The following is a 25,350-nucleotide window of genomic DNA, read 5'->3' as shown; positions in this document are numbered from 1 at the left end:
CCCTAGACGATCAGACCCGCAACGCGGCGTGGTGGGAGTGCTGCAGCGCCGACACCACGTCGGTCACCACGGCATCCACGTCGCGGTCGGTCAGGGTGCGTGATTCATCTTGGAGAATCAAGCCCATAGCGAGACTCTTGAATCCCGATTCGACCCCCGCGCCGGCGTACCGATCGAACAGCACCAGATCGCGCAACGACGCGCCCGCGGCCGCTTCCACGGTGGCGCGCAGGTCGGCCCAGGAGACGGTTTCGGGGACGACGAACGCGAGGTCGCGGCGGACGGACGGGTACTTCGACAGCGGCCTGGCGCGCGCGATCGGCCGCGACAGCAAGGGCCCCAGCAGCAGCTCGAAGACCACCACCGGATGTTCCAGGTCCAGGGCGCGCTGCAGGGCCGGATGGAGTTGCCCGATCTCGCCGATCCGGACCTCGGTGCCATCGTCGTTGCGGCGATACACATCCGCCGAGCGGCCCGGGTGCAGCGAAGGCGTGTGCTCGGCGGGGCGACGGAACTCGAGCTTCGCGCCCGACAGCGCGGCCAGGCTTTCGATGTCGCCCTTCAGGTCGTGGAAGTCGACGTCGCGCGCCTTGCCGCCCCAGTGCTCGTCCGCCACGGGGCCGCACGCCACGCCGGCGACGAACGTCGCTTCGATCGGCGCGTCCCCGGCCTTGAACGGCTGCATGAAGATCTTGCCGAGCTCGAACAGGCGCACGCGCTTCTGCTGGCGCGCGAGGTTGCGCCCGAGGGCGGACACCAGGCCGGGCAGCAACGCCGTGCGCATCACGCCGAGTTCGGCGCTGAGCGGGTTGGCAAGGCGGACGGCGAGCTCCATCGCGTGCCACTTGGTGAGCAGCGCTTCGTCGACGAAGGCGTAGTTGACGGCTTCGAGGTAATCGCGCGAGGCCAGGTGGCGACGCACGGTGGAGGCTTCGACGCGCGTTTCCGTCGGCGCGGCCAGGCGCGTGCCGCCGCCGGGGAGCGTGGCGGGGATGTTGTCGTAGCCGACGATGCGCGCGATCTCTTCGATCAGGTCTTCTTCGATCGCGAGGTCGAAGCGGCGCGTCGGGGGCGTGACGGTCCAGCCGTCGTTGGACTTTGCAACGTCGAGGCCCAGCGCGCGGAGGATGCGTTCGACATCGGCGTCCGCGACTTGCATGCCAAGCACACGTGCGAGGCGTGCGCGACGCAACGTCACCGGCTTCGGCTGCGGCAGGTGTTCCGGCAACACGGCTTCGGTCACCGGGCCCGGCGCGCCGCCGGCGATTTCAACGATCAACCGCGTCGCAATCTCGATGGCCTGGCGCGGCAATTCCGGATCCACGCCGCGTTCGAACCGATGCCCCGCATCGGTGTGCAACCCAAGGCGACGCCCGCGCCCGATGATCGCGCTCGGCACCCAGTGCGCGGCTTCGAGGAACACGTTGCGCGTCGCGTCGGTCACCTTGGTGTCGGCGCCGCCCATGATGCCGCCGAGGGCGACGGCGCGGTCGTTGTCGGTGACGACGAGAAACTGGTCGTCCAGCGCGACATCGCGGCCATCGAGCAACTTCAGCGATTCATTGGCGCGCGCACGGCGCACACCGATGTCGCCCTTCAGCAGATCGCGATCGAACGCATGCATCGGCTGCCCGATTTCCAGCATCACGTATTGCGTGACGTCGACGAGCAGGCTGATCGGGCGGATGCCGCTGCGGCGCAAACGCTCGGCCATCCAGATCGGCGTGCGCTTCGTCGCGTCCACGCCTTCGATCACGCGGCCGACGAACCGCGGCACGTCGCTGCCGGCGCCGAGCGTGATCTTGAGCGCGGCGTCGTTGAGCGCGGGCATCGGCGTGGCGTCGAACGGCACGACTTCGCTGCCGAACGCGGCGGCCACGTCATACGCGATGCCGCGCACGCTGAAGCAATCGGCGCGATTGGGCGTGAGCTTGAGTTCGAAGCGCGCGTCCGGCAGGCCGAGGTAATCGGCGAGCGGCGTGCCGATCGGCGCGTCGTCGGGGAGTTCGAGCAAACCGGACGCATCGGCGTCCAGGCCGAGTTCCTTCGCCGAACACAACATGCCGTTGGAATCCACGCCGCGCAGCTTGGCGGCCTTGATCACCAGCGTGCCCACCTGCGTGCCGATGGTGGCCAGCGGCGCGACCAGACCGGGGCGCGCGTTGGGCGCGCCGCACACGATCTGCAGCATCTCGCTGCCGGTGTCGACCTTGCAGACCTGCAGCTTGTCGGCTTCGGGATGCTTCGCGCATTCGACGATGCGCGCGACGATCACGCCGTCGAGGTTGTCGCCGAGCGCTTCCATCTCCTCGACCTCGAGGCCGATGGCGGTGAGCGTGGCGGACAGTTGCTCGCGCGTGGCGTCGGTGCGCACGTGCTGGCGGAGCCAATTCTCGGGGAACTTCATCCTTGGACCCTCAAGCGAACTGGCGCAGGAAGCGCACGTCGTTGTCGAAGAAGCTGCGCAAATCGTCCACGCCGTAACGCAGCATCGCGAAGCGCTCCACGCCCAGGCCGAACGCGAAGCCGGTGTAGCGCTCCGGGTCGATGCCCACGTTGCGCAGCACGGTCGGATGGACCATGCCGCAGCCGAGCACTTCGAGCCAGCGCGTCGACCCGTCCGGCTGGTGCCAGGCGATGTCGACTTCGGCCGAGGGTTCGGTGAAGGGGAAGTAGCTCGGGCGGAAGCGCATGTCGAAGTCGCGCTCGAAGAACGCGCGGACGAATTCGGCGAGCGTGCCCTTCAGGTCGGCGAAGCTGGCGCGTTCGTCGATCAGCAGGCCTTCGACCTGGTGGAACATCGGCGTGTGCGTCTGGTCGCTGTCGCTGCGATACACCTTGCCCGCGGCGATCATGCGCAGCGGCGGTTGTTCGCCGCGCTTGATCAGGTCCTGCATGTAGCGGATCTGCACACCGGACGTGTGCGTGCGCAGCAGGCGACCATCGTCGAAATAGAACGTGTCGTGCATCGCGCGCGCCGGATGGTGCGGCGGGAAATTCAGCGCTTCGAAGTTGTGCCAGTCGTCCTCGATCTCCGGGCCGTCGGCGAGTTCGTACCCGAGGCGGCCGAAGATGTCGGCGATGCGTTCCAGCGTGCGCGACACCGGATGCAGGTTGCCGCGCGCGGCATGGCGGCCGGGCAGCGTGATGTCGATGGTTTCGGTGGCCAGGCGGGCGTCGAGCGCGGCGTCGTCGAGCGCGATCTTGCGGGCGGACAACGCCTCGCCGATCGCATCGCGCGCGCGGTTGATCGCTTCGCCGGCGGTCTTGCGTTGCTCGGGTGCCAGCGTACCCAGCGCCTTCAGTTGCGTGGTGACGCTGCCCTGCTTGCCGAGCAGCGCGACGCGCAGGTGTTCCAGCGCGTCGGGTGCGTTCGCACCGGCGATGTCGCGCAAGGCCTGTTGCAGCAGCGATTCGATTCCGTCCATCGCCATCCTTCCAGCAAATTTTTCGTGATCCCTGAAACGCAAATGGGGAAGGACTTGCGCCCTTCCCCATGCGTTGCTTCCCTTCGAAAGCCGCGCCTGGGGCGCGGACTTCGAGGTTGTTACGCCGCGAGCGCGCTCTTCGCCTTTTCAGCGAGCGCCGCAAAACCCACCGCGTCGTGCACGGCGATGTCGGCCAGCACCTTGCGGTCGAGGGTGATGCCGGCCTTCAGCAGGCCGTTCATGAAGCGGCTGTAGCTCATGCCGTTGATGCGGGCCGCGGCGTTGATGCGCGTGATCCACAGCGAACGGAAATTACGCTTCTTCTGCTTGCGGCCGATGTAGGCGTACTGCAGGGCCTTCGTGACCGCCTGCTTGGCGACGCGGAAGACCTTGCGGCGGGCGTGGTAGTAGCCCTTGGCCTGCTTCAGGATTTTCTTGTGTCGACGGCGGGCCGTCACACCACGTTTGACTCGTGCCATTTGTCAGCCCTCCTCAGAGATACGGAAGCATGCGGTCCAGACGGCCCGCGTCCTCGGCACGAACGTGGTTCGTCTGCCGGAGGTTGCGCTTCCGCTTGGTCGCCTTCTTGGTGAGGATGTGGCTCTTGTTGGCGTGGCCGCACTTGTACTTGCCGGAAGCAGTCTTCCGGAAGCGCTTGGCCGCCGCCCGATTGGTCTTGATCTTGGGCATTGGGGTATCCGTTCGAAATCTGTCACTGGCCCGGGCGGTGGCTCGCGCCACGCTTTCCGTCCTGCCCTTGCCGGTCGTAAGCCATTGATCCGGATGGATCAAGGCGGGTCCTGGTGCTGCATGAAACAACCCCGGACGAGCCGGGGCCGCGCATTATGCAGGGGCCTGCGCCCCAACACAATGAATTTGCTTGGGTTTTCCGGCCTGAATGGCCGGAACCCTCAGGTCTTCTTCTTGGGGGCGATCATCATGACCATCTGGCGGCCTTCCAGGCGCGGCCGCGACTCGATCACGATGTCCTCGCCAAGGTCGGTCTCGATCCGCTTGGCCATCTGCTGGCCCAGTTCCTGGTGGCTCATCTCGCGGCCACGGAAACGGATGTTGACCTTGATCTTGTCGCCCTCTTCCAGGAAGCGGCGCATGTTGCGCAGCTTGATCTGGTAGTCGCCCTCGTCCGTGACGGGGCGGAACTTCACTTCCTTGATCTCGACCTGCTTCTGCTTCTTCTTCGCAGCAGCCGCCTTCTTTTGCGTCTCGAACTTGAACTTGCCGAAGTCCATGATGCGGCACACCGGCGGATCGGCGTTGGGCTGGATTTCCACCAGGTCCATGCCTTCGTCCTCGGCCATCCGCAGCGCTTCGTCGCGCGTCAGGACGCCGATCATTTCGCCGTCGCTGCCGATGACGCGCACGCGGGGTACGCGGATTTCGCTGTTCTTTCGATTCTGCTTTTCGGGCGTGCTGATGTCGCAATCTCCAACGTGGAATGATCCGGCCGCGCGAGGGAACGCGACCGGGCCTTTGAATGCTTACGCTGCTGCGGATGACTCGTCGCGCAGGCGCTGCGCGAAGTCGGCGATGGACATGGTGCCCAGGTCTTCGCCACCGCGCGTGCGCACGGCGACTGCGCCGTTTTCCTTCTCGCGGTCCCCGACCACCAGCAGGTACGGCACGCGCTGCAGCGTGTGCTCGCGGATCTTATAGCCGATTTTCTCGTTCCGCAAATCGGCGTCGACCCGGAAGCCTTGATTCGTAAGGGTTTTCCGAACCTCGGCCACCCAGTCTGCCTGCGCGTCGGTGATGTTCATGACGACGGCCTGCACCGGGGCCAGCCACGGCGGGAAATGGCCGGCGTGGTGCTCGATCAGGATCCCGATGAAACGCTCCATCGACCCCACGATCGCCCGGTGCAGCATGACCGGGTGGCGCTTGGCGCTGTGTTCGTCCACGTACTCGGCGCCCAGGCGGCCCGGCATCATGAAATCGACCTGCATCGTGCCCAGCTGCCAGGTGCGGCCGATGGCGTCCTTGAGGTGGTACTCGATCTTCGGGCCGTAGAAGGCGCCCTCGCCCGGCAGTTCCTCCCATTCCACGCCGGCGGCGCGCAGGGCCGAGCGCAGGGCGTCCTCGGCCTTGTCCCAGGTGGCGTCGTCGCCCAGGCGGGGCTCGGGGCGCAGCGCGATCTTCAGCTGCACGTCCTGGAACCCGAAGCGGGCGTACACGTCCATCGCCTGCTTGTGGAAGGCGGTGACCTCGGCCTCGATCTGGTCCTCGGTGCAGAAGATGTGCCCGTCGTCCTGCGTGAAGCCGCGCACGCGCAGGATGCCGTGCAGCGCGCCCGAGGGTTCGTTGCGATGGCACGCGCCGAATTCGCCGTAGCGGATCGGCAGGTCGCGGTAGCTGTGCAGGCCGTGGTTGAACACCTGCACGTGGCCCGGGCAGTTCATGGGCTTGACCGCGTACGTGCGCTTCTCCGATTCGGTGAAGAACATGTTGCTCTGGTAGTTGTCCCAGTGGCCCGAGCGCTTCCACAGCGACACGTCGAGGATCTGCGGGCAACGTACTTCCTGGTAGCCGCTGTCGCGGTACACGCCGCGCATGTACTGCTCGACGACCTGCCAGATCGACCAGCCCTTCGGATGCCAGAACACCAGGCCCGGCGCTTCTTCCTGCAGGTGGAACAGGTCCTGCTGCTTGGCGATCTTGCGATGGTCGCGCTTCTCGGCCTCTTCCAGCTGCGTCAAATACGCCTTGAGGTCCTTGTCGTTCAACCACGCGGTGCCGTAGATGCGGCTGAGCATCTGGTTGTTCGAATCGCCGCGCCAATACGCGCCGGCCACCTTCATCAACTTGAAAGCGCGCAGCTTGTCCGTGCCCGGCACGTGCGGGCCGCGGCACAGGTCGGTGAACTCGCCCTGCGAATACAGCGAGAGGTCTTCCGTCGCGGGGATCGATTCGATGATCTCCGCCTTGAAGTGTTCGCCCATGCCCTTGAAGAACGCCACGGCGTCGTCGCGCGACTTGACGCTGCGCGACACGGGCTGCGCTTCCTTCACGATCTTCTGCATCTCCGCTTCGATCGCCGGCAGGTCTTCCGGCGTGAACGGGCGCTCGTAGGCGAAGTCGTAATAGAAGCCGTTGTCGATCACCGGGCCGATGGTGACCTGCGCGCCGGGGAACAAGCGCTGCACCGCCTGCGCCAGGAGGTGCGCCGTGGAGTGGCGCAGCACGTCGAGGGCGTCGGGATGCTTGTCGGTGACGATCTCGAGCGAGGCGTCGTGGTCGATGCGGAAACTGGTGTCCACCAGCTTGCCGTCGACCTTGCCGGCCAGCGCGGCCTTGGCCAGGCCCGCGCCGATGGAGGCGGCGACGTCGGCGACGGAAACGGGATGGTCGAAATTGCGGACGCTGCCATCGGGCAGCGTGACGGCGACGGCGTGCTGGACTTCTGCGTTCATGGCTCGGAGCACCGGGAAATGTGGCAAGGGCTGGAAACGAAAAAAGCGCCCGAAGGCGCCTGCAGACCAGCCAGCGACTCGGACGGGATCAAATGTGGGCGTCGGTAGTGCTCATGTCGCACGCTCGGCCAGCGTTTCCGCGGGCCACCTCGTTCTGTCGTTTGGATGCCACGCCGTGGAAGCGTGGTGGGCGGTACAGGTTTCGAACCTGTGACCCCTACCATGTCAAGGTAGTGCTCTACCGCTGAGCTAACCGCCCGTGTTGCCCCTCGGCGACGAAGCCGCCAAGGGGCGCGAAGTGTAGCCCAGCCCTAACGCCACCGACAACCGGTCACTGCGCCGGATCCGGGCGCAATGCACCGCCCGTCCTGCGGGACTCGACGATCCACATGCGGATCCGGGTCACGGGCAGCGAAGCGCCGGAGGCCTGGTCGACCTCGAAGTCGAAATATTCCGACCCTTCGCGCTTGTCGTCGCCCAGGATGTGGGGGGCGCTGAACTGCACGAACTGCTGCCCTTCGGGAATCGTGACCGTCCCGCTCTCCGCGTCGAAGTCCTCGCCTGCGTGCGCCGTGCCGTCCACGAGCCGGTAATGGAACGTCGTACCGCCGACGGGCGCCGGCGCGCTGAGGTACGCCGAGACGAAGAAGTAGCCGTGGTACTCCGACGTCGGCGCCTCCATGCTCCAGTTGCCGCAACACCAGCGCAGCGTGGGCAGCGTCGACAACTGGACGTCGAATGTCGTGTCCTGGCGCAGGTCGAACAGGTAGTACGAGTAAGGCAGGAACGGCTTCGCGTTGCCTGCCACCGGCAGCGCGTCCGGCATCATCACGTGCAGCGCCCCGCCCGTGACCACGCGCCACGAATAGGAGAAGTCCGGCGGCGACACGGCCACCGGGTGTTCGACCATGTGGTTGACCACGCCGTCGCGCAGGGTCAGCTGCACCGGTCCGGTGGGCAACGCCATGCCCGGCGGCGCACGCAGGCGGCCGGTCACCACGACACCGCGCTCCGCACGCAGGTCGTAGGCCGTGTCCCGGAGCACTTCGTTGAAGCGGGCACGCGGCGTGACGAACGTCGCCGCCATCGATGGTTGGATCACCAGCGGCGCGCCCGGCGAGGCGGGGATCGAATAGCGGAAATCCGGCGGCGCGACGCGCAGCACGGCGCTCGACCACGGGTTGTCGCCGATGCCGGTGACCGTCAGGTCGAACGACGTCGCAGGCGGCGTCACGTTGGCGGGAAACACCACGCGGCCCTTCACCGACGGGCGCGGATCGTCGTTGGCGATCGTGACCACGGCATCGGCATCGTGGATCGCGTACCCGGACGACGTCGCGATGTGCAGGAGCACGGTTTCGTCGGGTTCGATCGCATCGTCCGCGAGGACCTCGAACGCGAACGTCGCTTCGCGTTGTCCCTCCTCGATGACGATCGACGAGGCGTACGGCGTCGTGTAATCCACGCCCGGCGTCGCCGTGCCGCCCGTGACCGAGACCTGCACCGTGACGCCGCCGACCGGCGCCTTCGCGGAGAGCCGGATCGGCACCCAGCCCGTGCGCGTGCCGTCCGCGGCTTCGAGCATTTCCACGTCGGCGATCGACAGCGTGTTCGGCGGTCCGCGGAAGGCGGCGATGGAAGGCGCCATGCGGTTGAGGCTTTGCACGTTGTCGGTGTCGTCGGGCAGGCCGCAGGGCTGGCCGGCGCATCGCGTGGACGCGGGATTTGAGAAGAAGGGGATCGACGGCTGGCCGTGCGCGTACGCCATGATCGTCGCGAATTCCGGCGTGGCGCGCCCGAACGAATACACGTACGCCCCGTGGCTGAGGTCGCCTTCGTACGACGTCGCGGTGCCGCGGTCGTGCATGGACCCCATCAGGTGGGCGAGTTCGTGCGCCAGGGTATTCGCCCAGCACGGATCCACGTCCACGACGCTGTAGGCGTAGGTGGCCGCCAGGTTGCTGCTGCGCGCGAGCTCGGCGCCGCCGAGCCAGGCGATGCCGCAGGACCCATCGAAGTCGTGGTATGGGCGCACCAGCGTGACCAGGTCGGCGCCGTAGCTGTCGCGCATCGCCTCCAGGTCGACGCCCGGCACGCGTCCGTAGCTCATGTCGTTGAGGATCTTGCTGTTGGTGTCCGTGTCCGGCACCGCCAGTTGCTGCACGCCCACGGCGTTGAGCCGTACGCGCGAGCCGCTGTCGACGTGGCTCTGGTTGGCGACGGCGAACAGGTTCGCCATCTCGGTCTGCACGGCGGACACGCTGCCGCGCTTGGTGACGAGGTCCGGCGAATAGAACGCCAGCACGTCGATCTGCACGGGCGTGGTTTCGGGCGGCGCGGCAGCCGTCGAAATGACGGGCGTGACCACCGAAATCGGCGCATCGCCGACGAGGCGCGTGCGGCCGCGCGCGTCCGGGCGCACGCCGTCGACGACCGCGCGCGGCGGTTCGGGACTGGGGTCGCGCGGTGGCACGAGGAAGTCCGGCGCGACGTCGAGCCCCGGCTTGCCTTCGGGCACCATCCCGCCCGAAGGCGCGATGGAGACGACGCCGCCGGGACCGGTGGTCACCTGCATCGTGCGGCCGTCGGGCGTGGGCAGCACGCCGAAAACCGCGTCGCCGCCGAACGTGAGCACCATCGGCTGTGCACCGAACGGCGTCTGCACGCGCCCCACGAGCGACCAGTGCCCGTGTGCATCGGTTTCCTGGCGTTCGATGCGCACCGGATAGCTGTCGCCATCGGCGAGCGTCACGCGCAGTTCGCCATCGTGCAGCGCCCGGCGCGCCAGGCTGGCATCCAGCGCGATGCGTTGCGGGGCACGCGGTGTCGTCAATGCCGGCACGCGCAATGCGGGGCGCGACGATGACGTGGCGACGATCTCGCCGGTGCCCGCCCGAACGGGCGCTTCATTCCGATGGCCGAGTCCCCACCCGACGATCCCCACGCACGCAAACACCCCGGCCCACAGGGCCGTCCCCTTCCATCGCATCATGCGCAACATTCCCCTGGTTCCCCGCCGCGCAGGATAACGTCAGGCACCTGCGTGCGGGAGGGGCGAACTGGGACGCGCGCCCGACTTCAGGTCGCCAGGCTGGCGTCCTTGAGCTTGCGGATCTGGTCGCGCACGCGCGCGGCGTCCTCGAACTCCAGGTCGCGCGCGTGCTGGTACATCTTCGCTTCCAGCGCCTTGAGCTTCGCCGCGGCCTGCGCGGGGTTGAGCACCGTGTAGTCGGCGTTGTCCTCGGCCACGGCGGCGGCGGTGCGGCCCTTGCCCTTCTTGCGTTCGCCGCCCGGTTCGGTGCGCGCGCCTTCCAGGATGTCGACGATGGGCTTGGCGACGGAGCGCGGCACGATCCCGTGCTCGGCGTTGTATTCCACCTGGCGCGCGCGGCGGCGATCGGTTTCGTCGATGGCGTGCTGCATCGACTTGGTGATGCGGTCGGCGTAGAGGATCGCCTTGCCGCGCAGGTTGCGCGCGGCGCGGCCGATGGTCTGGATCAGCGACCCGCCGGACCGCAGGAACCCTTCCTTGTCGGCATCGAGGATCGCCACCAGCGAGACCTCCGGCATGTCGAGGCCTTCGCGCAGCAGGTTGATGCCCACCAGCACGTCGAACTTGCCGAGGCGCAGGTCGCGGATGATCTCCACGCGCTCCACGGTGTCGACGTCCGAATGCAAATACCGCACGCGGATGCCGTGTTCGCCGAGGTATTCGGTGAGGTTTTCCGCCATGCGCTTGGTCAGCGTGGTGACCAGAACTCGGTCGCCCATCGCGATGCGCAGGTTGGCTTCGCTCAACAGGTCGTCGACCTGCGTGGCGACGGGGCGGATCTCGACGACGGGATCGATCAGGCCCGTGGGGCGCACGACGAGTTCGACGACTTCCCCGTTGGATTCGCGCAATTCGTACGGGCCCGGCGTGGCGGACACGTACACGCTGCGCGGCGAACGCAATTCCCATTCCTCGAACTTCAGCGGGCGGTTGTCGAGCGCCGACGGCATGCGGAACCCGAACTCCACCAGCGTTTCCTTGCGCGAGCGGTCGCCCTTGTACATCGCGCCGATCTGCGGGACGGTCACGTGCGATTCGTCGACGATCAGCAGCGCATCCGGCGCGAGGTAATCGAACAGGCACGGCGGCGGCTCGCCGGGCATGCGCCCGGTGAGGTAGCGGGAATAGTTTTCGATGCCGTTGCAGTAGCCGACTTCCGACAGCATCTCCAGGTCGTACTGGGTGCGCTGCTGCAGGCGCTGGGCTTCGACCAGCTTGTTCTGCGCGTACAGCTGCTCCAGGCGCTCGCGCAGTTCGGCCTTGATGCCTTCCACCGCGTTGAGCACGGTGGGGCGCGTGGTGACGTAGTGCGACTTCGGGTAGATCGTGTAGCGCGGCACCTTGCGCATCACCTCGCCCGTCAGCGGATCGAAGAGGGACAGCGTTTCGATCTCGCCGTCGAACAGCTCGATGCGCAGCGCTTCCATGTCGCTTTCGGCCGGGTGCACGTCGATGGTCTCGCCGCGCACGCGGTAGTGGCCGCGCTGCAGTTCGAATTCGTTGCGCGTGTACTGCATCTCGGTGAGGCGGCGGATCAGCTCGCGCTGGTCGATGCGCTCGCCCCGCACCATGTGCAGGACCATGTTGAAGTATTCGTTCGGGTCGCCCAGGCCGTAGATCGCCGACACGGTGCACACGATGATCGCGTCGCGGCGTTCCAGCAGCGCCTTGGTGGCGGACAGGCGCATCTGCTCGATGTGTTCGTTGATCGAGCTGTCCTTCTCGATGTACGTGTCCGACGAAGGCACGTAGGCCTCCGGCTGGTAGTAGTCGTAGTAGCTGACGAAATACTCGACCGCGTTGTGCGGGAAGAACGCCTTGAACTCGCCGTACAGCTGCGCGGCCAGCGTCTTGTTGGGCGCCATCACCAGCGTGGGTTTCTGCACCGCCTGGATCAGGTTGGCGACCGTGTAGGTCTTGCCCGAACCGGTGACGCCGAGCAGCGTCTGCTTCGCCAGGCCCGATTCGAAGCCCTGCACCAATTTCTCGATCGCCTGCGGCTGGTCGCCCGCGGGCGTGTACGGCGCGACGAGCTGGAACTTCGTGTGGTCGGACGGTGGTTCGGGTCGCGGCATCGGGTGCGATCGGTTCTGGAACGGGAAGCGGGCGAGTGTAGCCCCGGGGTCATGAAGCCTGACGCGCTGGCGGGGGATCTCCTGACACGGTGTGGCAGCAATGTCCGATGGGGCGGAGGCGGCGCGGTGCGTAGCGTTCATCGGCATGAAGCCGCCCTGCCCCCGATCCCGCAACCGCTTGCCCGTCGCGGGCGTGTCGATGATCGAAGTGATGATCGCCGTCGCGGTGCTGGGGGTGCTGGCGGCCGTGGCACTGCCGGTGTTCGACGGCGCGCGCGAGGCCACGCGGAGCGGCACGGCGCAGCAGGCGCTGGCGGCGAGCGTGTTGCTGGCGGCCAGCCGGGCGGCGTCGGGCGCGCAGGACGTCGTCGTGTGCCCCGGCGTGCCGCATGCGTGCGGGGGCGGGATCGACTGGCATCGCGGGTGGATCGCCTATGCCGACGCGGATGGCGATCGCGTCCACGATGCGGGGGAATCGTTGCTGCAGCAGGTCGGGCCGCTGGGCGGCAAGGTGCGCCTGCGCAGCACGATCGGGCGCACGCGGCTGGTGTTCCAGCCCGATGGCAGCAGCGCGGGGACGAACACCACCTTCACCCTGTGCGACGGGCGCGGCACGGGGCACGCGACGGCGCTGGTGCTCAATAACGCGGGGCGATTGCGCGCTGCTGCGCCGGACGCGGGCGCGGCGCGTGCGTGCGTGGATGCGCAATGAAGCGCGCACCTGGACCGCAAAAACGAAAGGCCAGCCTGGTGGCTGGCCTTTCGCGGAATCTGGCGCCCGAAGTTGGACTCGAACCAACGACCCCCTGATTAACAGTCAAGTGCTCTAACCGGCTGAGCTATTCGGGCGGGGGCGCGTATTTTGGGCCGCCCGCCCGGGTGCGTCAATCCGTCAGATGCATGTTTCTTGCTGCATCCGCATCAGGGCGCCAGCCACGACTTGGTCCACGTGCCCGTTTCGAAGTAGTAGTTGTTGCCCTGCTTCGTGGCCGTGCACGCCGTCAGGACCGCCTTGATCGGGCTTCCCGACTGCTCCGCGAGGGTCACGGTGATCGTGCCGTTCTTCGGCAGGGCGGTGAACGAGATCGTGGTGGTTTCCGTGGCCTTCGTGTCGTTGACCGGGAGGCCGATGCTCGCGCCCGTCCCGCCGGTAACGCCAGTCACGACGTAGTTGCGGAACGAAGGCACGTCGATGTTCGCGTTCTGGCCGTTGGTGGCGATGGTGACGGCCGATCCGTTGTACGTGCACTGCACGCTGCCCAGCACGGTGCTGGCCGCGGTGGCGATCGTCGTTTCCTGCCAGTAGTGCTCGAGGCGGATCGAACCCGCCGCGGGCAGCGCGGAGTTGGTGGAGCAGCGACGGTTGCCCGAGGTCGGCTTGACGCACTCGCCGGTGTCGCTGGCGATCACGTAGAAGGCGTACGGGTTGGTGCCGCCACCGGACAGCGCGATGTAGAACTCGTCGCCGGTCGGCGGCGTGGTGGCGCCGCCCACCGTGTACGCCTGCAGGTCGCTGACCAGGGGTTCGTCGCCCAGCTTGTCGGTCGCGGCCGGGATGATCGAACTCACCGCGACGCCGGAGTTGGACGTGCGCACCGAGGCGGTGTTGTTCGACGTGCCGACCTTGACGCCGTACGCGCGACCGCCCGAAGGCTGCGACGGATTGAGCGACAGCAGGTTGCCGGTGTTGACGGCGAGCACCGTGTCGTCGGACGCATCCCAGTCGGCGATTTCGGTCATGTTGACCGTGGTGAACGGCAGGTACGGCAGCACGCAGTCCGGCAACGTGGAGCTGCCCGCGGCGCACTGGCCCTGCGCGCGCTTGTCGGCCAACGCCTTGGCCAGCGTTTCGCGTGCCTGCTTTTCAAGATGGTCGACGTACAGGCCACGGGCATGCAGGTAGCGATAGTCCGTGGTGGACGGCGTGCTGATCGTGATCGTGGCCGGGTTGTTGAGGCCGCGCGCGGAGTCGTCGTACATCGACTGCGCGTTGGTCGGCGCGCTCGCGGACGTCCCGTCGTACTGCTTGAGGTAGTCCTTGACGTAGGTGGTGTACGCCGTGGTGGCGGCGGTCGTCGGCAGGCCGGTCTTGGCCTGGACGCCCTGCACCGTTTCGGTTTCCAGCAGGCCGAACTGGCGCGAATACATGTCGGCCGCCGTGCGCCAGAACCCGTCGACGCGGATGATGCGGCACGAGTCGACGTACGTGGACGAGGTGGTGTTGCCCGCGTTGACGAGCTGGTTGGAGCCGTTGAGGTCGTACTTCTGGTACGTGGTGCCCGTGGCTTCCGGATCGAACTTCGCGTTGGTGCTGTCCGCCGGGTTGTCGTGGTGGTCGCGGCAGCATTCCTGGCACAGCGGGCTCTGCGAGACACCCGCCTTCGGGCCGGACGCGTACTGCTGGCCCGGCGCGGTGGTGGCGGTGTCCGGGATGTACACGTCGTAGCGCTTGCCGGTCCACACGGCCGGCCATTGCGACGCGCGATAGATCTCGCCGAGGTTGTTGCCGCCCGCGCCGTACTGGCACGTGCACTTGAGCACTTCGGTTTCGATGCGCTGCTGGATGACGGCCATCGTGCCCGACGGCGTGTAGGTGAGCACGTTGAACTTGGTGCCGACCAGCTGCTGGTTGTTGTTGCGGCCCACGAGTTCCGGCGTCGGGTTGGACGCGGCGGTCGAGTCACCGTTGCCCAGCGCGATCGGGATCATGCCGGCGGTGGTGGGATCGGCCTGGCGCACGACCGGCGACTTCGGCGGCGCGTTGCCGGAATTGTTGTCGACGAGCGGATTGTTGACGTCCAGCGCGAGCGGGCTGAGCGAGGTGCTCATGTTGGCGCTGCGCGCCTGGCCCTGCGCGTCGGTCCATGCCGCGGTGACGGTGATCTGCTTGAACTCCGCCTTGCTGGGCGCCACCGGCGCGCCGGCACCGAACGCGCTGCCGTTGGCGAGGCCGCCGTACTGCGTGACGGTGCGCGTGAGCGTGAGGTTGCCTAGGCCCGCTTCGCAGGCGGTCACTTCCACCGCGTTGAGCACGGTGAGGTCGGAGCAATCCGGGTTGGTCGCCGTGATCGGCGCGCCCAGCGACGCGACGGTGGTGTATGACGTGGACCGTTGCGTGTCGAGGTCCGCCTCGAGCAGCGCGACCACGCGCGACCGGATCTTGGCGTCCGCCGAGTTGCGCGCCAGCGCGCCCTGCAACGCGGCGAGCGCGAGCAGGCCGGTCGCGAGCAGCACGACGGCGAGGAGCACTTCGAGCAGCGAGAAACCGCGGGCCCGGGCGCGAAGAGTGTGTGTGCGAGTCATGTCCATGCTCCGCTCAGTAGGTCAACCGGTCGGTCCACGCGCCGGGGAGGTTGGAAGTCTTGGGCGGAATGCTGCCGGCGAAATTCTTGAACACGTCGCCGCTGTAGATGATCGCGGCGGTGCCGTTGGCCTTGTCGATCTTGCCCTGCACGACGACCGCGCCGTACACGGTGGCGCCGGCGTTCATGTCGAGCGTGGCCGTGCCGCCGGTGGCGGGATCGAGCTTGTCCGCGGTGTGGTCGTGCGCGCCGTTGAGCGGATGCTTGGCCGGCGTGGCGGCCGGCGTGCGCATGAACACCAGGCCGAACACGCGGCCCTGGATGCGCGCGTTGCCGTCGATCACCAGCACGACCGGCTTGGCCGGCGTGCCGACCTGCGTGTTGGAGCCGATGTTGCAGTTGGTCTGGCACCAGACGATGCCGGACAGCGAGGAGGACGGATAGCCGCCGCCCCACGTCTGGCTCGGATCCATCAGGCTCTGCGCCGTGCCGTCGCGCGGCAGGATGTACGTGGCGTTCTTGTAGAGGAACGCTTCGTCGGCATCCAGGTTCACCGTGGCCATCGTGGTCGGCGAGGTGTACTGCACCGCCGGGACCAGCGTTTCGCAGAAGAAGTCGCCGTTGGTGTCCATGCGTGCGTTGACGCCGAAGACGTAGCCGAACAGGTCGCACGGGAATTCGGATGCCACGACGTCCGCGTTGACGCCCTTGCCGTTGGTGCCGGTGCTGCCGTCGACGTCGAGGATGTCCATGCCCTCGTCCTGCTGGTTGCCGGACTTGTCGTAGGACAGGCTGACGTCGCCGTTGCAGCCGCAGGTGTCGCACAGCACCACGCCGCTCGTGTCGAGCGTGGGCGGCGCGTTGTTCTTGGCGCCGTAGCGGTAGAACTCGTCGGCGTAGCAGGTGTTGGGCGTACCGGTCTTGGTGATGTCCTTGCGCGTCCACACCGACACCGGCACGCCGGGGCCGCCGCCGTTGGGATTGGTGACGAGTTGCAGGCCGCCGGTGACGTCCACGCTGCCGGACGCGATGACCGGCGGCATGTTCATGTTCGGCTGGAAGATCTGGTACTGGCCCAGCATCTGCGACACGGTGGTGCGCGTGCCTTCGGTCTCCGTCTGGCCCAGGCCCGCGATGCTGACGAAGTTGTAGACGTAGGTGCTGCTCTGCTCCGACGCAACGGTGGTGCAACGCGTCGGATCGCCCGGGGCGGTCGGCAGCGCGATGCGGCACAGCACGACGCCGACGCCGTAGGCCACGTTGTTGAAGTTGCCGACGGTGGTGATGCGCGCCGGGGCGCTGCCGCCGGTCAGCACGCTGCCGAGCGGCAACATGCGCTGGTCGAGCAGGTCGTTGCTGATGCCGTCGCCGTTGACGTCGCCCGGCGTGCTGCCGTTGACCCAGTAGTACATCGTGTCGCGTCGGCCGGCGTCCGGGATGGAGCCGCACGGGAACTGCGTCTTGTCCGCCAGGTCGATGCAGCGCGCCCAGTTGCCGGACGTGGCGAGCAGCGACGTCGGCTTGAGGCGGAAGTATTCCGCGCCCTGCGAGACGCCGGCCTCGGCCACTTCGGAAATGATCTTGGCGCGCGCGTCGTTGCCCGACGAGCGTTGCTCGAACAGGCCGACGTTGAGCGTGAGCAGCGTGATCACGCTGGCCAGCAGCAACAGGATGACCGCGACGAGCAGCGCGTTGCCGCGCGCGTGGCGTTGCGGGGTGAAGTTGCGATTGCGGGTCATCGTCGACTCCTGCGATGTCTCGTGCGTGTCCATCAGGTCCCGTTGGACCGGATGGAAATGGTCTGGCGGATCGTCTTGGTGGTGATGGCCATCGACGGCGTGGCACCCATGTAGGCCGGCGGGTTGCGCAGGCGGCCCGTCATCAGGATGTCGATGCGCCGCGCGTTGCCGCCCGGGTTGGTGAAGGTGAGGCTGGTGATCTCGATGCCGTTGGTGTTGAGCACCGTGCCCGCGGCGGCGCACGTGGCGGCGGCGGCGGTGGCCTGGCGCACCAGCACGACCTTGCCCGCGTTCAACCGGATCGCGCGGAAATTGGTGGTGCCGCCGGCGATGTCTTCGGCATACGAGTAGCGCGCGCAACCCGCCGTCGAGACATCGACGTTGGAGAAGGGATTGGTGACCGTGCCGCCCTGGTTCACCGCGGCGATCGGATCGGCCAGGCCGCGCGCGCGGCGCAGGTCGTTGGCGACCAGCGACATCGTGGCGCGCAGTTCCTGGTTGAGGCGCGTGGACAGCACGGTTTCGCTGTTGGCGCGGATCAGGCTGAAGATGAAGGCGAGCACCGCGGACACCACCAGCAGGCCGAGCACGATGGCGACCATCATCTCGACCAGGGTGAAGCCGCGTGCGTTGCGCGGCGACGGAAGCGCGCGACGGATCAGCATGTCGGATACCCCAGGATGTTGCCGGACTTGCTGCAGACGGAGGCCTGGCCCAGCGGCGAGACGCTCACCGTGAGCACGTAGCGCCCCGACTGCGACGTGAGATCGAAGCTGCTGGCATCGGCATCGCCGGTGAAGGCGTCGGAGCGCGCACCGAGGCGGCCGTCGAACACGAGTTCCGACGCGGCGGAGCTGAGCGTCACGCCGGGATGCTGCACGTTGCCGATCACCATCTCGCGGCTGTCGACCATGCACGCGCTGGCCTGCGTGCAATCGCACGCGACCGGGGCACCCGTCTGGCTGCCGACGGTGGGCGTTGCCGCCTGGTTGGCGCCGAGGCACCACGTGGCGCCGGTGCCGGTGGTGGACAACGACACGCTGCGATCGAACTTGACCGCGACCTGCCGCGCCTGCCCGATCTGGTTGACCACCGAATCCGCGGCGCCGCGCACGCGCGCCTTGTCCAGATAGGTGATGAAGCTCGGTGCCGCGAGCGCGGAGAGGACGATGAAAACGGCGACCGCGACCATCAGCTCCAGGAGCGTGAAGCCGTCTTGCGCAGTACCGGATTGGCGTTGCATGGCGCGCATGGGCCGAAGCCCTCCCCCTGAGTTCGATCGCAGTCTCACGTAGGTCCCGGCCCCGTTTCCAGCGCTTACCGATGAGTGGGAAGTCCGATGGGGCCAACGGTTTTGCGCCCCGAAGGGCACCGGCGTAGCATCGCAGCGGGACTACAGGGGAAAACCGTGATGCACGCCACACGTTCGAAGGCCAGGCGCCCGAAGGGCTTTACGCTGATCGAGTTGATGATCGTGGTCGCGGTCATCGCGATCCTGGCGATCATCGCGATTCCCCAGTACGTCGAGCATGTCCGCAAGGGCAAGCGCGCGGAGGCGATGCAGGCGATCGGCGACATGCAACTGCGCGAAGAACGCTGGCGCGCCGACAACCCGACGTATGGCACCCTGGACCAGTTGACCGGCAATGCCGCGAACAGCACCGCGTACAACGCGTCGCTGAAGTACTACACGGTCAGTACGACCATCGTCGCGGCAACCGCCCCGACGACTTACGTCCTGACGGCGACCCGCAAGGGCGACCTTGCCAATGACCCCCGCTGCGCCAATTTCGTCCTCACGATGGCAGCGGGCATCGCGACCAAGGGCATGAGCGACAGCAACAACGTGGATTACTGCTGGCGCCAGTAAGCCGTAAGCCGCTAGTGGTGCCGCCGCTCGGCGGCACCTTCGCTTCAGGCCGCCACGCTCACGACAGCACGCGATAGCACGGCCGGTATTCGCCGGCGATCTTCATGCGGCGCTGTTCGACGAACGCCCGGAGCAACGCATCGAGCGCCTGCATCATGTCGGCGTCGCCGTGGATCTCGAACGGCCCGCGCTCCTCGATGCGGCGCAACCCGTCTTCCTTGACGTTGCCGGCGACGATGCCGGAGAACGCGCGGCGCAAATCCGCGGCGAGTTCGTGCGGCTTGCGCCCGTGGTGCAGGTCGAGCGCGGCCATCGCTTCGTGCGTCGGCACGAACGGCTTCTGGAATTCCAGCGGCACCGTCATCGACCAGTTGAAGTAGAACGAATCCTTGTGCGCGATGCGGTACTCGCGCACCTTGCGCACGCCCGCCGACATCCGCTTGGCCACCTTCGCCGGATCGCCCACGATAATCTCGTAGCGCGACGTGGCCGCATCACCCAGGGTAAGGCGCAGGAAGTGGTCGATCTGTTCGAAGTACGGCGCCGATGCGGTCGGGCCGGTGAGGATCAGCGGGAACGGCAGGTCCGCGTTCTCCTCGCGCAGCAGGATGCCGAGCAGGTACAGGATTTCTTCCGCCGTGCCCACGCCGCCGGGGAACACGATGATGCCGTGGCCCATGCGCACGAACGCTTCGAGGCGCTTCTCGATGTCCGGCATGATCACGAGGTGGTTGACGATCGGGTTCGGCGATTCGGCCGCGATGATGCCCGGCTCGGTGATGCCGATGTAACGCGTCTTGCGACGGCGCTGCTTGGCGTGCGCGATCGTCGCGCCCTTCATCGGGCCCTTCATCGCACCCGGGCCGCAGCCCGTGCAGATGTCCAGGCCGCGCAGGCCGAGTTCGTAACCGACCTGCTTGGTGTAGACGTATTCGTCGCGGCCGATCGAATGGCCGCCCCAGCAGACGACGAGGTTGGGATCCGTCGGATGCAGCACGCGCGCGTTGCGCAACAGGCCGAACACGGCGTCGGTGATGCCGGGGCCGCTTTCGAGGTCGCGGTCTTCGTGCAGTTCGATCGCGGTGTAGGCCAGGTCGCGCACGACGGCGAACAGCAGCTCCGCGACGCCGCGGATGATCTCGCCGTCGACGAACGCCATCGCCGGTGCGTGGTGCAGGTCGATGCGCACGCCGCGATCCTGCTGCAGCACCTGGATGTCGAAATCGGGATAGAGCTCCTGCGCCGCGCGCGGATCGTCCGACGCGCTGCCGCTGGTGAGCACGGCGAGCGCGCAGCGACGCAGCAGGTCGTGCATGCCGCCGGAGGAAGCGTCGCGCAGGCGCGCGACTTCGGCGCGCGACAACACGTCGAGGCCGCCGCGCGGATAGATGCGCGCGTTGACCGTGGGCAGGAGGGTGTCGTTGTGGACGGCCGGCTGTCCGGCGTCGGTGTGGTCGTGTGGATTCATCGGCAGGACTTTATCGCGTCGGGGCCCGGCTTGCAGCTTCCCCAACGAAAAACGGCCGGGTTTCCCCGGCCGTTTTCGTGACGCCTTGGTGCTGGATCAGAACTCGTAACGGAGCGTCACGTTCGCCGCCCAACGCTGCGACGGGTTGAAGTTCTCGTTGACCGGCAGCGGCGCCGGCGCGTAGTTGCCGAACGCGTCCAGCTGGGCATTGATGTTGTAGATGTAGTGGCCCTGCGCATCGATGCCCGCAACCGTCGCCAGCGTGCGCTCGAGCGGGAAGCTCGCGCGGTGCTCGACGCCCCAATCCTTGTTGAGCAGGTTGAGGAAGTTGAAGATGTCGAGGCGGATTTCCGCCTTGTGGCCTTCGCCGAAGCCCGGGAGCTCCTGCGCCAGCGACAGGTCGATCTGGTTCACCCACGGCGCGCGACCTTCGTTGCGGTCGAAGATGCCGCCCTGCTGGCGCACCAGCTGGTCGTTGTTCGCGATGTAGTTGAAGAACGAGTCGATCGAGGCCTGGCTGGTGCCCGGGGCGAACGACACGTCGCCGCGGTTGACCGGGATGTAGGCCAGGTCGCGGAACGAGGTGTCGCCGTTGACGTCGTTGAAGAACACCCAGCTGTACGGCGCGCCGGAGTGGCCGTCATAGAACGCCGACACGCGCGTCTTGTGCTCGCCCCAGAACGCGTGTTCCCACGTGACCTGGCCGATCAGGCGCTGCGGGATCGAGTAATTCGACGTGGCTTCGTAGTCGTCGTTCGGGTTGATCCAGTCGCGGTTGCCGTACGAGGAGCTGGCGACCGAGCTGGTGCCCGGGTTGACGTCCGTCGCGTCGCTGATCGTGTACGCCACCATGGCGGACCAATCGTTGGCGAACGGCTTCTTCCACGAGAAGGTCAGGTTTTCGGCGTGGCCCTTGTCCGTGTTGGTCAGCAGGATGTTCTGGCCGAACGAGGGGTTGGCGTTCCAGCGGGCCGGGTTGGCGCCACCGGTGCCGGTGGTCGTGCCGTTCGGGGTGCGCTGGTACGTCAGGCGACCATCCGGCAGCACGCCGGTCGGCGCGCCGAGGTTGATGTTGTCGTACTTGATGCCGTGCACGGTGTCGATGTACTGGCCTTCGACGGTGAACACCGAATCCAGGAACGGCAGCTGCATGTCGAAGCCGAGGGTGTACTTGGCGACGGTCGGCAGCTTGAAGTCCGGATCGACGACGGCGAGCGTCATCGAGGAGGTGCCCAGGCCCGGGTCGGTCAGCGTCACGCCCGGCACGGTCTGCGTGCTGCCGTTCGGGCTGAAGGGCGGCGTGACGGTCGGGGTGGCCGGGTTGAAGCGGCCGATGTCGTACGTGGACACGGCGACGCCGTTGTTCGAGTACGGGTTGGCGACCCACACGGCCGGCGTGTTCGACACGAACAGGCCTGCACCACCGCGCAGCTGCATCTTGTCGTTGATGGTGTAGTTGAACGACGCGCGCGGCTGGACGATCGAGTTGCCGTCGATCGTGCCGGTGTTCGGGTAGCCGTAGCCGCCCGTGGCCGACGCCGTGTTGGAACCGACGGCCGTGTTGGCGCGCAGGCCGCACGGGCCGAGGTCACCCAGGGTGCCCGGGGGCGCGGCGAAGCACGGGTTGTACGTCGGGTCCGGCGAGATCTTCGGCACGTCGTAGCGCAGGCCGTACTGCAGCGACAGCTTGTCGCTGGCCTGCCACGTGTCCTGCAGGAAGAAGCCGTACTGCTTCATCGTCAGCAGCGCGGCGACGTTGTTGAGCGTGTAACCCGGCGCCGGCGTGGCGAGCTGGTAACGGTTGTACACGCCGTTCTGGAAGTCGGCGAGGTTGTTGAACTCGTAGTTGCCGTTGTACTGCTGCAGGAACAGGTTGTAGATCTTGTCGCTCTGGTAATCCAGGCCACCCTTGACCACGTGGTCGCCGAGGTACCAGCTGCCCGCGAAGTAACCGTTCCAGGTTTCCACGTTGAGGCGGTTGGCGTGGGTCGGCGGCTCGGTGCCGAGGAAGATGCCCGGGCCCGTCGTGCCGTTGACGCGCACGAGCACGGCCGGCTGGTGGCCGCCGACCATCGGGTCGCGGTCCTGGTTGAATTCGCTGTAGCCCACCGACGCTTCGGTCGAGAAGTTCTCGGACCAGTCGTCGTAGAAGCTCAGGGCGTAGCTGGTCGACTTCTTGTCGAGCACGTACCAGTTGGACGACAGCGCCAGGCGCGGCGACGAACCGGTCACGGTGCCGTTGGTGACGATGGGTTCGAATTCCTTCGTCTGGCTCAGGCGCAGGCTGGCGCGGTGCGCGTCATTGATGTTCCAGTCGAACTTGACCAGGCCACGCTTGGTGTCCATGTCCGGCGCCTGGCCGTTGTCGCCCGGCGTCAGGCCGCGCGCCTGCGCGGTGGCGATGACGCTGTCGATGAAGGTCTGCGAGATGCCCGGGACCTTCAGCGTCGCGTTGGATTCGGCCGGGCCGGTGATAGAACCGATGCCGTCCTTCTTCTGCTTCTCGAGCGAGAGGAAGAAGAACAGCTTGTCCTTCACGATCGGGCCGCCGAAGGTCAGGCCGAGCGTGCGGTCCTTGTCGTAGCCTTCCCACTTCTTGCCGCTGGCGTTCTCGCCGACCATGCTCGAAGCGTTCTGGTAGACGTAATACGCCGAGCCGTGGAAGTCGTTGGTGCCCGACTTGGTGACGGCGTTGATCGTCGCGCCCACGCCGCGGCGCGTGGCCACGTCGTAGTTGGCGGTGGAGATGTTGTATTCCTGGATCGCGTCCTGCGAGATCGGCGTGCCCTTGGTCGGCAGGCCGTTGTCGTTCAGGCCGAAGGGGTCGCCGGCGTTGATCGTGTCGACGGTGATGCTGTTGTAGCGGAAGTTCTGGCCGTTGGCCGAGAACGCGCCGCGGTCGCGGTCGGTGACAACGACGCGGGGATCGGCACGCACGATGTTCTGGATCGAACGATCCGGCGACGGCATGCGGTCCATGTCTTCGCGCGACATGTTGGTGCTGATGCCCTTGTTGTCGGGCTGGAACTGCGTCGAGGCGCCGACGACGGTGATCGTGTTGAGCTGCTGCGCCGGGGCGAGCGAGAGGTCGACTTCAGCCACCTTGTCCAGGCCCAGGAACACGTTTTCCTGCGAACGCGTGCCGGCATCGGCCTTGTTCACCGTGACGGTGTACGGGCCGCCGACGCGCAGGCCGCGCGCAGCGTAACGACCGTTCGCGTCCGTGACGGCGCGGCTGACGGTGCCGGATTCGGCGTGCACGATGGTGACTTCGGCGCCGGCGACCGGCTGGCCGTCCGCACCGACGACGCGACCGCCGACACCGGCGGACGTGCTCTGCGCGAATGCGGGGGCTGCAGCGAGTGCAGCGATCAGCGCCAACGACAGCTTGGACAGCCGGACGCGGTTACGATCAGTCATCTTCTTCAAGGCCTCGGATATACGGGATGGTTTGGCGGCGTACGGGCGCAGTCCCACGCACGCAAATCCGTTTGCGAATGAGGTGGAACCTCGTGGAATCCCCGCCCTACGAGCGTCTCGTGGGGTTAACGCCAGTTTAACACCATAATTTCGGTGTGTGACTGAGCCGTGTCAGGGGGAAGACGGACCGGATTCGGGCTTGCCGAATTCAGGAAGGGCCGACCGTGCTTGAGATGTAAACCCCGAGCCCGTCCAGGAACATCTGGACCGAAATGGCGACCAGCAACATGCCCATCAGCCGCTCGACGGCGATCAGCACCCGCGTGCCCAGCCAGCGATAGAGATAGGTGGCCGAAAACAGGATCACGGCGGTCGCCACCCATGCGATCAGCAGCGCCAGGCTCCATTCCGGCAGGCGGCCCGGCTCGTTGGATCCCATCAGCATCACCGCGGCCATGCCGGACGGGCCGGCCACCAGCGGTATGGCCATCGGCACGATGAAGGGCTCGCCGCCGGGGATGTCGCCCATCAGGCCTTCGGGCCGCGGGAAGATCATCCGCAGGCCGATCAGGAACAGCACGATCCCGCCGGCGATCGACACCGACTCCTGCCGCAGGTGCATCAGCTCCAGCGCGTACTTGCCGCCCCACAGGAACACCATCAGCACGCCGAGCGCGATGAGCAGCTCGCGCCCCAGCACCACGCGGCGGCGGGCTTCCGGCAACGGCTTGAGCAAGCCCAGGAACACCGGGATGTTGCCCAGCGGATCCAGGATCAGGAACAGCAGCAGCGCGGCGGAGGCGATGGTCATCGGTCTGCGTCAGGCGAGGTGGCGGATGGTGCCGCGGTCGGCCGCGCCGGCCGGCGACAGCAACGCCACGCACGCGGCCGCTGCGAGCGCGGGATCGCGGGCGTCGAGGTCCTGGTCGTCGACGTAGGCCTTCGCGCGCAACGCCGTGCGCATCGGGCCGGGTTGCAGGCCGGACACGCGGATCGGCGTGCCGGCGAGTTCGGCGTGCAGCATGCCCACGAGCGCACCGCGCCCGTGCTGGGCCAGGCCGTAGCCGCCCCAGTACGCCTGCGACACGCGCGCCGCATCGTCGACCACGAACACCACCGCGGGATCGTCGGACTTGCGCAACACGGGCAGCAGCGCCTGCGTCAGCCACCACGGCGCGGTGAGCCCGATGTGCAGCGCGCGCGCGAACGTGGCCGGATCGGTGTGCTCGAGCGGCGTGAGCCCGCGGAATTCGGCGGCGCAATGCAGCAGGCCATCGAGGCGGCCGTACGCATCGCCGATGCGTTGCGCGAGTTCGGCGTAGTCGTCGGGCGTGGCGCCTTCCAGGTCCAGCGGATACAGCACCGGCGCCGACGCGACCTGCGGGTCCTTCGCGATCGCATCGTGCAGGCGTTCGAGGTTGCGCACGCGACGCCCGAGCAGCACGACGGTTGCACCGGCGCGCGCGCACGCCATCGACGCCGCAGTGCCCAGGCCGCCATGCGCGCCGGCGATGAGCACGACGCGCCCGGCGAGCGGCGCGTGCGTGGACTCCCCTTCGACCGCCACG

18 protein-coding genes and 2 tRNA genes are annotated in these 25,350 nt (G+C 67.2%); 2 read left to right on the top strand and 18 right to left on the bottom strand.

The window, feature by feature from the left end; all coding sequences use genetic code 11:
* Nucleotides 1-10 precede the first annotated feature (10 nt).
* The 9 genes from pheT to uvrB form a co-directional block, all read right to left on the bottom strand.
* On the bottom strand, nucleotides 11-2,407 hold the full coding sequence (gene pheT, locus LYSCAS_RS10235) for a phenylalanine--tRNA ligase subunit beta (RefSeq protein ID WP_213433943.1): 2,397 nt from the start codon (nucleotides 2,405-2,407) through the stop codon (nucleotides 11-13).
* A 10-nt stretch (nucleotides 2,408-2,417) separates the two neighbouring features.
* The gene (gene pheS / locus LYSCAS_RS10230) at nucleotides 2,418-3,428 is read right to left on the bottom strand and encodes a phenylalanine--tRNA ligase subunit alpha (protein WP_213433942.1); all 1,011 of its coding nucleotides are present in this window, start codon (nucleotides 3,426-3,428) and stop codon (nucleotides 2,418-2,420) included.
* Nucleotides 3,429-3,547: 119 nt separating this feature from the next.
* Nucleotides 3,548-3,907 carry a 50S ribosomal protein L20 gene (rplT, locus tag LYSCAS_RS10225; protein ID WP_036169932.1) on the bottom strand — a complete coding sequence of 120 codons (360 nt, stop codon included), beginning with the start codon at nucleotides 3,905-3,907 and terminating at the stop codon, nucleotides 3,548-3,550.
* Nucleotides 3,908-3,920: 13 nt separating this feature from the next.
* Nucleotides 3,921-4,118: a 50S ribosomal protein L35 gene (gene rpmI / locus LYSCAS_RS10220; RefSeq protein ID WP_027083463.1), complete on the bottom strand. Its 198-nt coding sequence runs from the start codon at nucleotides 4,116-4,118 to the stop codon at nucleotides 3,921-3,923.
* 221 nt (nucleotides 4,119-4,339) lie between these two features.
* A complete protein-coding gene (gene infC / locus LYSCAS_RS10215; protein ID WP_213437772.1) occupies nucleotides 4,340-4,864 on the bottom strand; it encodes a translation initiation factor IF-3 in 525 nt (174 codons plus the stop codon).
* Between the two features lie 63 nt (nucleotides 4,865-4,927).
* Nucleotides 4,928-6,856: a threonine--tRNA ligase gene (gene thrS, locus LYSCAS_RS10210; protein WP_213433941.1), complete on the bottom strand. Its 1,929-nt coding sequence runs from the start codon at nucleotides 6,854-6,856 to the stop codon at nucleotides 4,928-4,930.
* 184 nt (nucleotides 6,857-7,040) lie between these two features.
* Nucleotides 7,041-7,115 (bottom strand) — tRNA-Val (locus LYSCAS_RS10205).
* A gap of 72 nt (nucleotides 7,116-7,187) precedes the next feature.
* Complete coding sequence (locus LYSCAS_RS10200; protein ID WP_213433940.1) at nucleotides 7,188-9,848, bottom strand: reprolysin-like metallopeptidase; 2,661 nt, start codon at nucleotides 9,846-9,848, stop codon at nucleotides 7,188-7,190.
* 86 nt (nucleotides 9,849-9,934) lie between these two features.
* A complete protein-coding gene (uvrB, locus tag LYSCAS_RS10195) occupies nucleotides 9,935-11,983 on the bottom strand; it encodes an excinuclease ABC subunit UvrB (RefSeq protein WP_213433939.1) in 2,049 nt (682 codons plus the stop codon).
* Nucleotides 11,984-12,128: 145 nt separating this feature from the next.
* Between uvrB and LYSCAS_RS10190 the strand changes: the two genes are divergently transcribed.
* Nucleotides 12,129-12,695, top strand: coding sequence for a GspH/FimT family protein (locus LYSCAS_RS10190; RefSeq protein WP_213437770.1), 567 nt, complete (start codon nucleotides 12,129-12,131; stop codon nucleotides 12,693-12,695).
* A 60-nt stretch (nucleotides 12,696-12,755) separates the two neighbouring features.
* Here LYSCAS_RS10190 and LYSCAS_RS10185 read toward each other — a convergent pair.
* The 5 genes from LYSCAS_RS10185 to LYSCAS_RS10165 form a co-directional block, all read right to left on the bottom strand.
* Nucleotides 12,756-12,832 (bottom strand) — tRNA-Asn (locus LYSCAS_RS10185).
* A gap of 72 nt (nucleotides 12,833-12,904) precedes the next feature.
* Nucleotides 12,905-15,286, bottom strand: coding sequence for a prepilin-type N-terminal cleavage/methylation domain-containing protein (locus LYSCAS_RS10180; RefSeq protein ID WP_213433938.1), 2,382 nt, complete (start codon nucleotides 15,284-15,286; stop codon nucleotides 12,905-12,907).
* A 13-nt stretch (nucleotides 15,287-15,299) separates the two neighbouring features.
* Nucleotides 15,300-17,024: a PilX N-terminal domain-containing pilus assembly protein gene (locus LYSCAS_RS10175; RefSeq protein ID WP_213433937.1), complete on the bottom strand. Its 1,725-nt coding sequence runs from the start codon at nucleotides 17,022-17,024 to the stop codon at nucleotides 15,300-15,302.
* Between the two features lie 32 nt (nucleotides 17,025-17,056).
* The gene (locus tag LYSCAS_RS10170) at nucleotides 17,057-17,689 is read right to left on the bottom strand and encodes a prepilin-type N-terminal cleavage/methylation domain-containing protein (RefSeq protein ID WP_213433936.1); all 633 of its coding nucleotides are present in this window, start codon (nucleotides 17,687-17,689) and stop codon (nucleotides 17,057-17,059) included.
* Complete coding sequence (locus LYSCAS_RS10165; RefSeq protein ID WP_213433935.1) at nucleotides 17,683-18,276, bottom strand: prepilin-type N-terminal cleavage/methylation domain-containing protein; 594 nt, start codon at nucleotides 18,274-18,276, stop codon at nucleotides 17,683-17,685. Before LYSCAS_RS10165 ends, LYSCAS_RS10170 begins: the two co-directional genes overlap by 7 nt.
* 216 nt (nucleotides 18,277-18,492) lie before the next feature.
* Here LYSCAS_RS10165 and LYSCAS_RS10160 point away from each other — a divergent pair, with 216 nt between their 5' ends.
* Nucleotides 18,493-18,894, top strand: coding sequence for a type IV pilin protein (locus LYSCAS_RS10160; RefSeq protein WP_279640118.1), 402 nt, complete (start codon nucleotides 18,493-18,495; stop codon nucleotides 18,892-18,894).
* A 58-nt stretch (nucleotides 18,895-18,952) separates the two neighbouring features.
* Here LYSCAS_RS10160 and ppnN read toward each other — a convergent pair whose 3' ends face one another.
* The 4 genes from ppnN to LYSCAS_RS10140 form a co-directional block, all read right to left on the bottom strand.
* Entirely contained in the window at nucleotides 18,953-20,362 is a 1,410-nt protein-coding gene (gene ppnN, locus LYSCAS_RS10155) for a nucleotide 5'-monophosphate nucleosidase PpnN (protein ID WP_213433934.1), read from the bottom strand.
* A gap of 96 nt (nucleotides 20,363-20,458) precedes the next feature.
* Nucleotides 20,459-23,782: a TonB-dependent receptor gene (locus LYSCAS_RS10150; protein ID WP_213433933.1), complete on the bottom strand. Its 3,324-nt coding sequence runs from the start codon at nucleotides 23,780-23,782 to the stop codon at nucleotides 20,459-20,461.
* A 208-nt stretch (nucleotides 23,783-23,990) separates the two neighbouring features.
* Nucleotides 23,991-24,593, bottom strand: coding sequence for a MarC family protein (locus LYSCAS_RS10145; RefSeq protein ID WP_213433932.1), 603 nt, complete (start codon nucleotides 24,591-24,593; stop codon nucleotides 23,991-23,993).
* 9 nt (nucleotides 24,594-24,602) lie between these two features.
* Complete coding sequence (locus tag LYSCAS_RS10140; RefSeq protein ID WP_244858505.1) at nucleotides 24,603-25,349, bottom strand: SDR family NAD(P)-dependent oxidoreductase; 747 nt, start codon at nucleotides 25,347-25,349, stop codon at nucleotides 24,603-24,605.
* Nucleotide 25,350 lies beyond the last annotated feature (1 nt).

It is taken from the genome of Noviluteimonas caseinilytica, from assembly GCF_018406605.1.
GTDB classification, from domain to species: Bacteria; Pseudomonadota; Gammaproteobacteria; order Xanthomonadales; family Xanthomonadaceae; genus Noviluteimonas; species Noviluteimonas caseinilytica.
Note: the sequence above shows the minus strand (reverse complement) of the source record. Positions and strands in the feature narration are given on the sequence as shown.

Excerpts from the sequence above, each read along its gene's own strand:
- LYSCAS_RS10190 (WP_213437770.1), top strand. The coding sequence starts at position 12,129 with ATGAAGCCGCCCTGCCCCCGATCCCGCAACCGCTTGCCCGTCGCGGGC.
- LYSCAS_RS10175 (WP_213433937.1), bottom strand. The coding sequence starts at position 17,024 with ATGACCCGCAATCGCAACTTCACCCCGCAACGCCACGCGCGCGGCAAC.
- pheT (WP_213433943.1), bottom strand. The coding sequence starts at position 2,407 with ATGAAGTTCCCCGAGAATTGGCTCCGCCAGCACGTGCGCACCGACGCC.
- LYSCAS_RS10145 (WP_213433932.1), bottom strand. The coding sequence starts at position 24,593 with ATGACCATCGCCTCCGCCGCGCTGCTGCTGTTCCTGATCCTGGATCCG.
- thrS (WP_213433941.1), bottom strand. The coding sequence starts at position 6,856 with ATGAACGCAGAAGTCCAGCACGCCGTCGCCGTCACGCTGCCCGATGGC.
- LYSCAS_RS10160 (WP_279640118.1), top strand. The coding sequence starts at position 18,493 with ATGATCGTGGTCGCGGTCATCGCGATCCTGGCGATCATCGCGATTCCC.
- LYSCAS_RS10180 (WP_213433938.1), bottom strand. The coding sequence starts at position 15,286 with ATGACTCGCACACACACTCTTCGCGCCCGGGCCCGCGGTTTCTCGCTG.
- uvrB (WP_213433939.1), bottom strand. The coding sequence starts at position 11,983 with ATGCCGCGACCCGAACCACCGTCCGACCACACGAAGTTCCAGCTCGTC.
- pheS (WP_213433942.1), bottom strand. The coding sequence starts at position 3,428 with ATGGACGGAATCGAATCGCTGCTGCAACAGGCCTTGCGCGACATCGCC.
- LYSCAS_RS10200 (WP_213433940.1), bottom strand. The coding sequence starts at position 9,848 with ATGATGCGATGGAAGGGGACGGCCCTGTGGGCCGGGGTGTTTGCGTGC.
- rpmI (WP_027083463.1), bottom strand. The coding sequence starts at position 4,118 with ATGCCCAAGATCAAGACCAATCGGGCGGCGGCCAAGCGCTTCCGGAAG.
- LYSCAS_RS10150 (WP_213433933.1), bottom strand. The coding sequence starts at position 23,782 with ATGACTGATCGTAACCGCGTCCGGCTGTCCAAGCTGTCGTTGGCGCTG.
- rplT (WP_036169932.1), bottom strand. The coding sequence starts at position 3,907 with ATGGCACGAGTCAAACGTGGTGTGACGGCCCGCCGTCGACACAAGAAA.
- LYSCAS_RS10165 (WP_213433935.1), bottom strand. The coding sequence starts at position 18,276 with ATGCGCGCCATGCAACGCCAATCCGGTACTGCGCAAGACGGCTTCACG.
- LYSCAS_RS10170 (WP_213433936.1), bottom strand. The coding sequence starts at position 17,689 with ATGCTGATCCGTCGCGCGCTTCCGTCGCCGCGCAACGCACGCGGCTTC.
- ppnN (WP_213433934.1), bottom strand. The coding sequence starts at position 20,362 with ATGAATCCACACGACCACACCGACGCCGGACAGCCGGCCGTCCACAAC.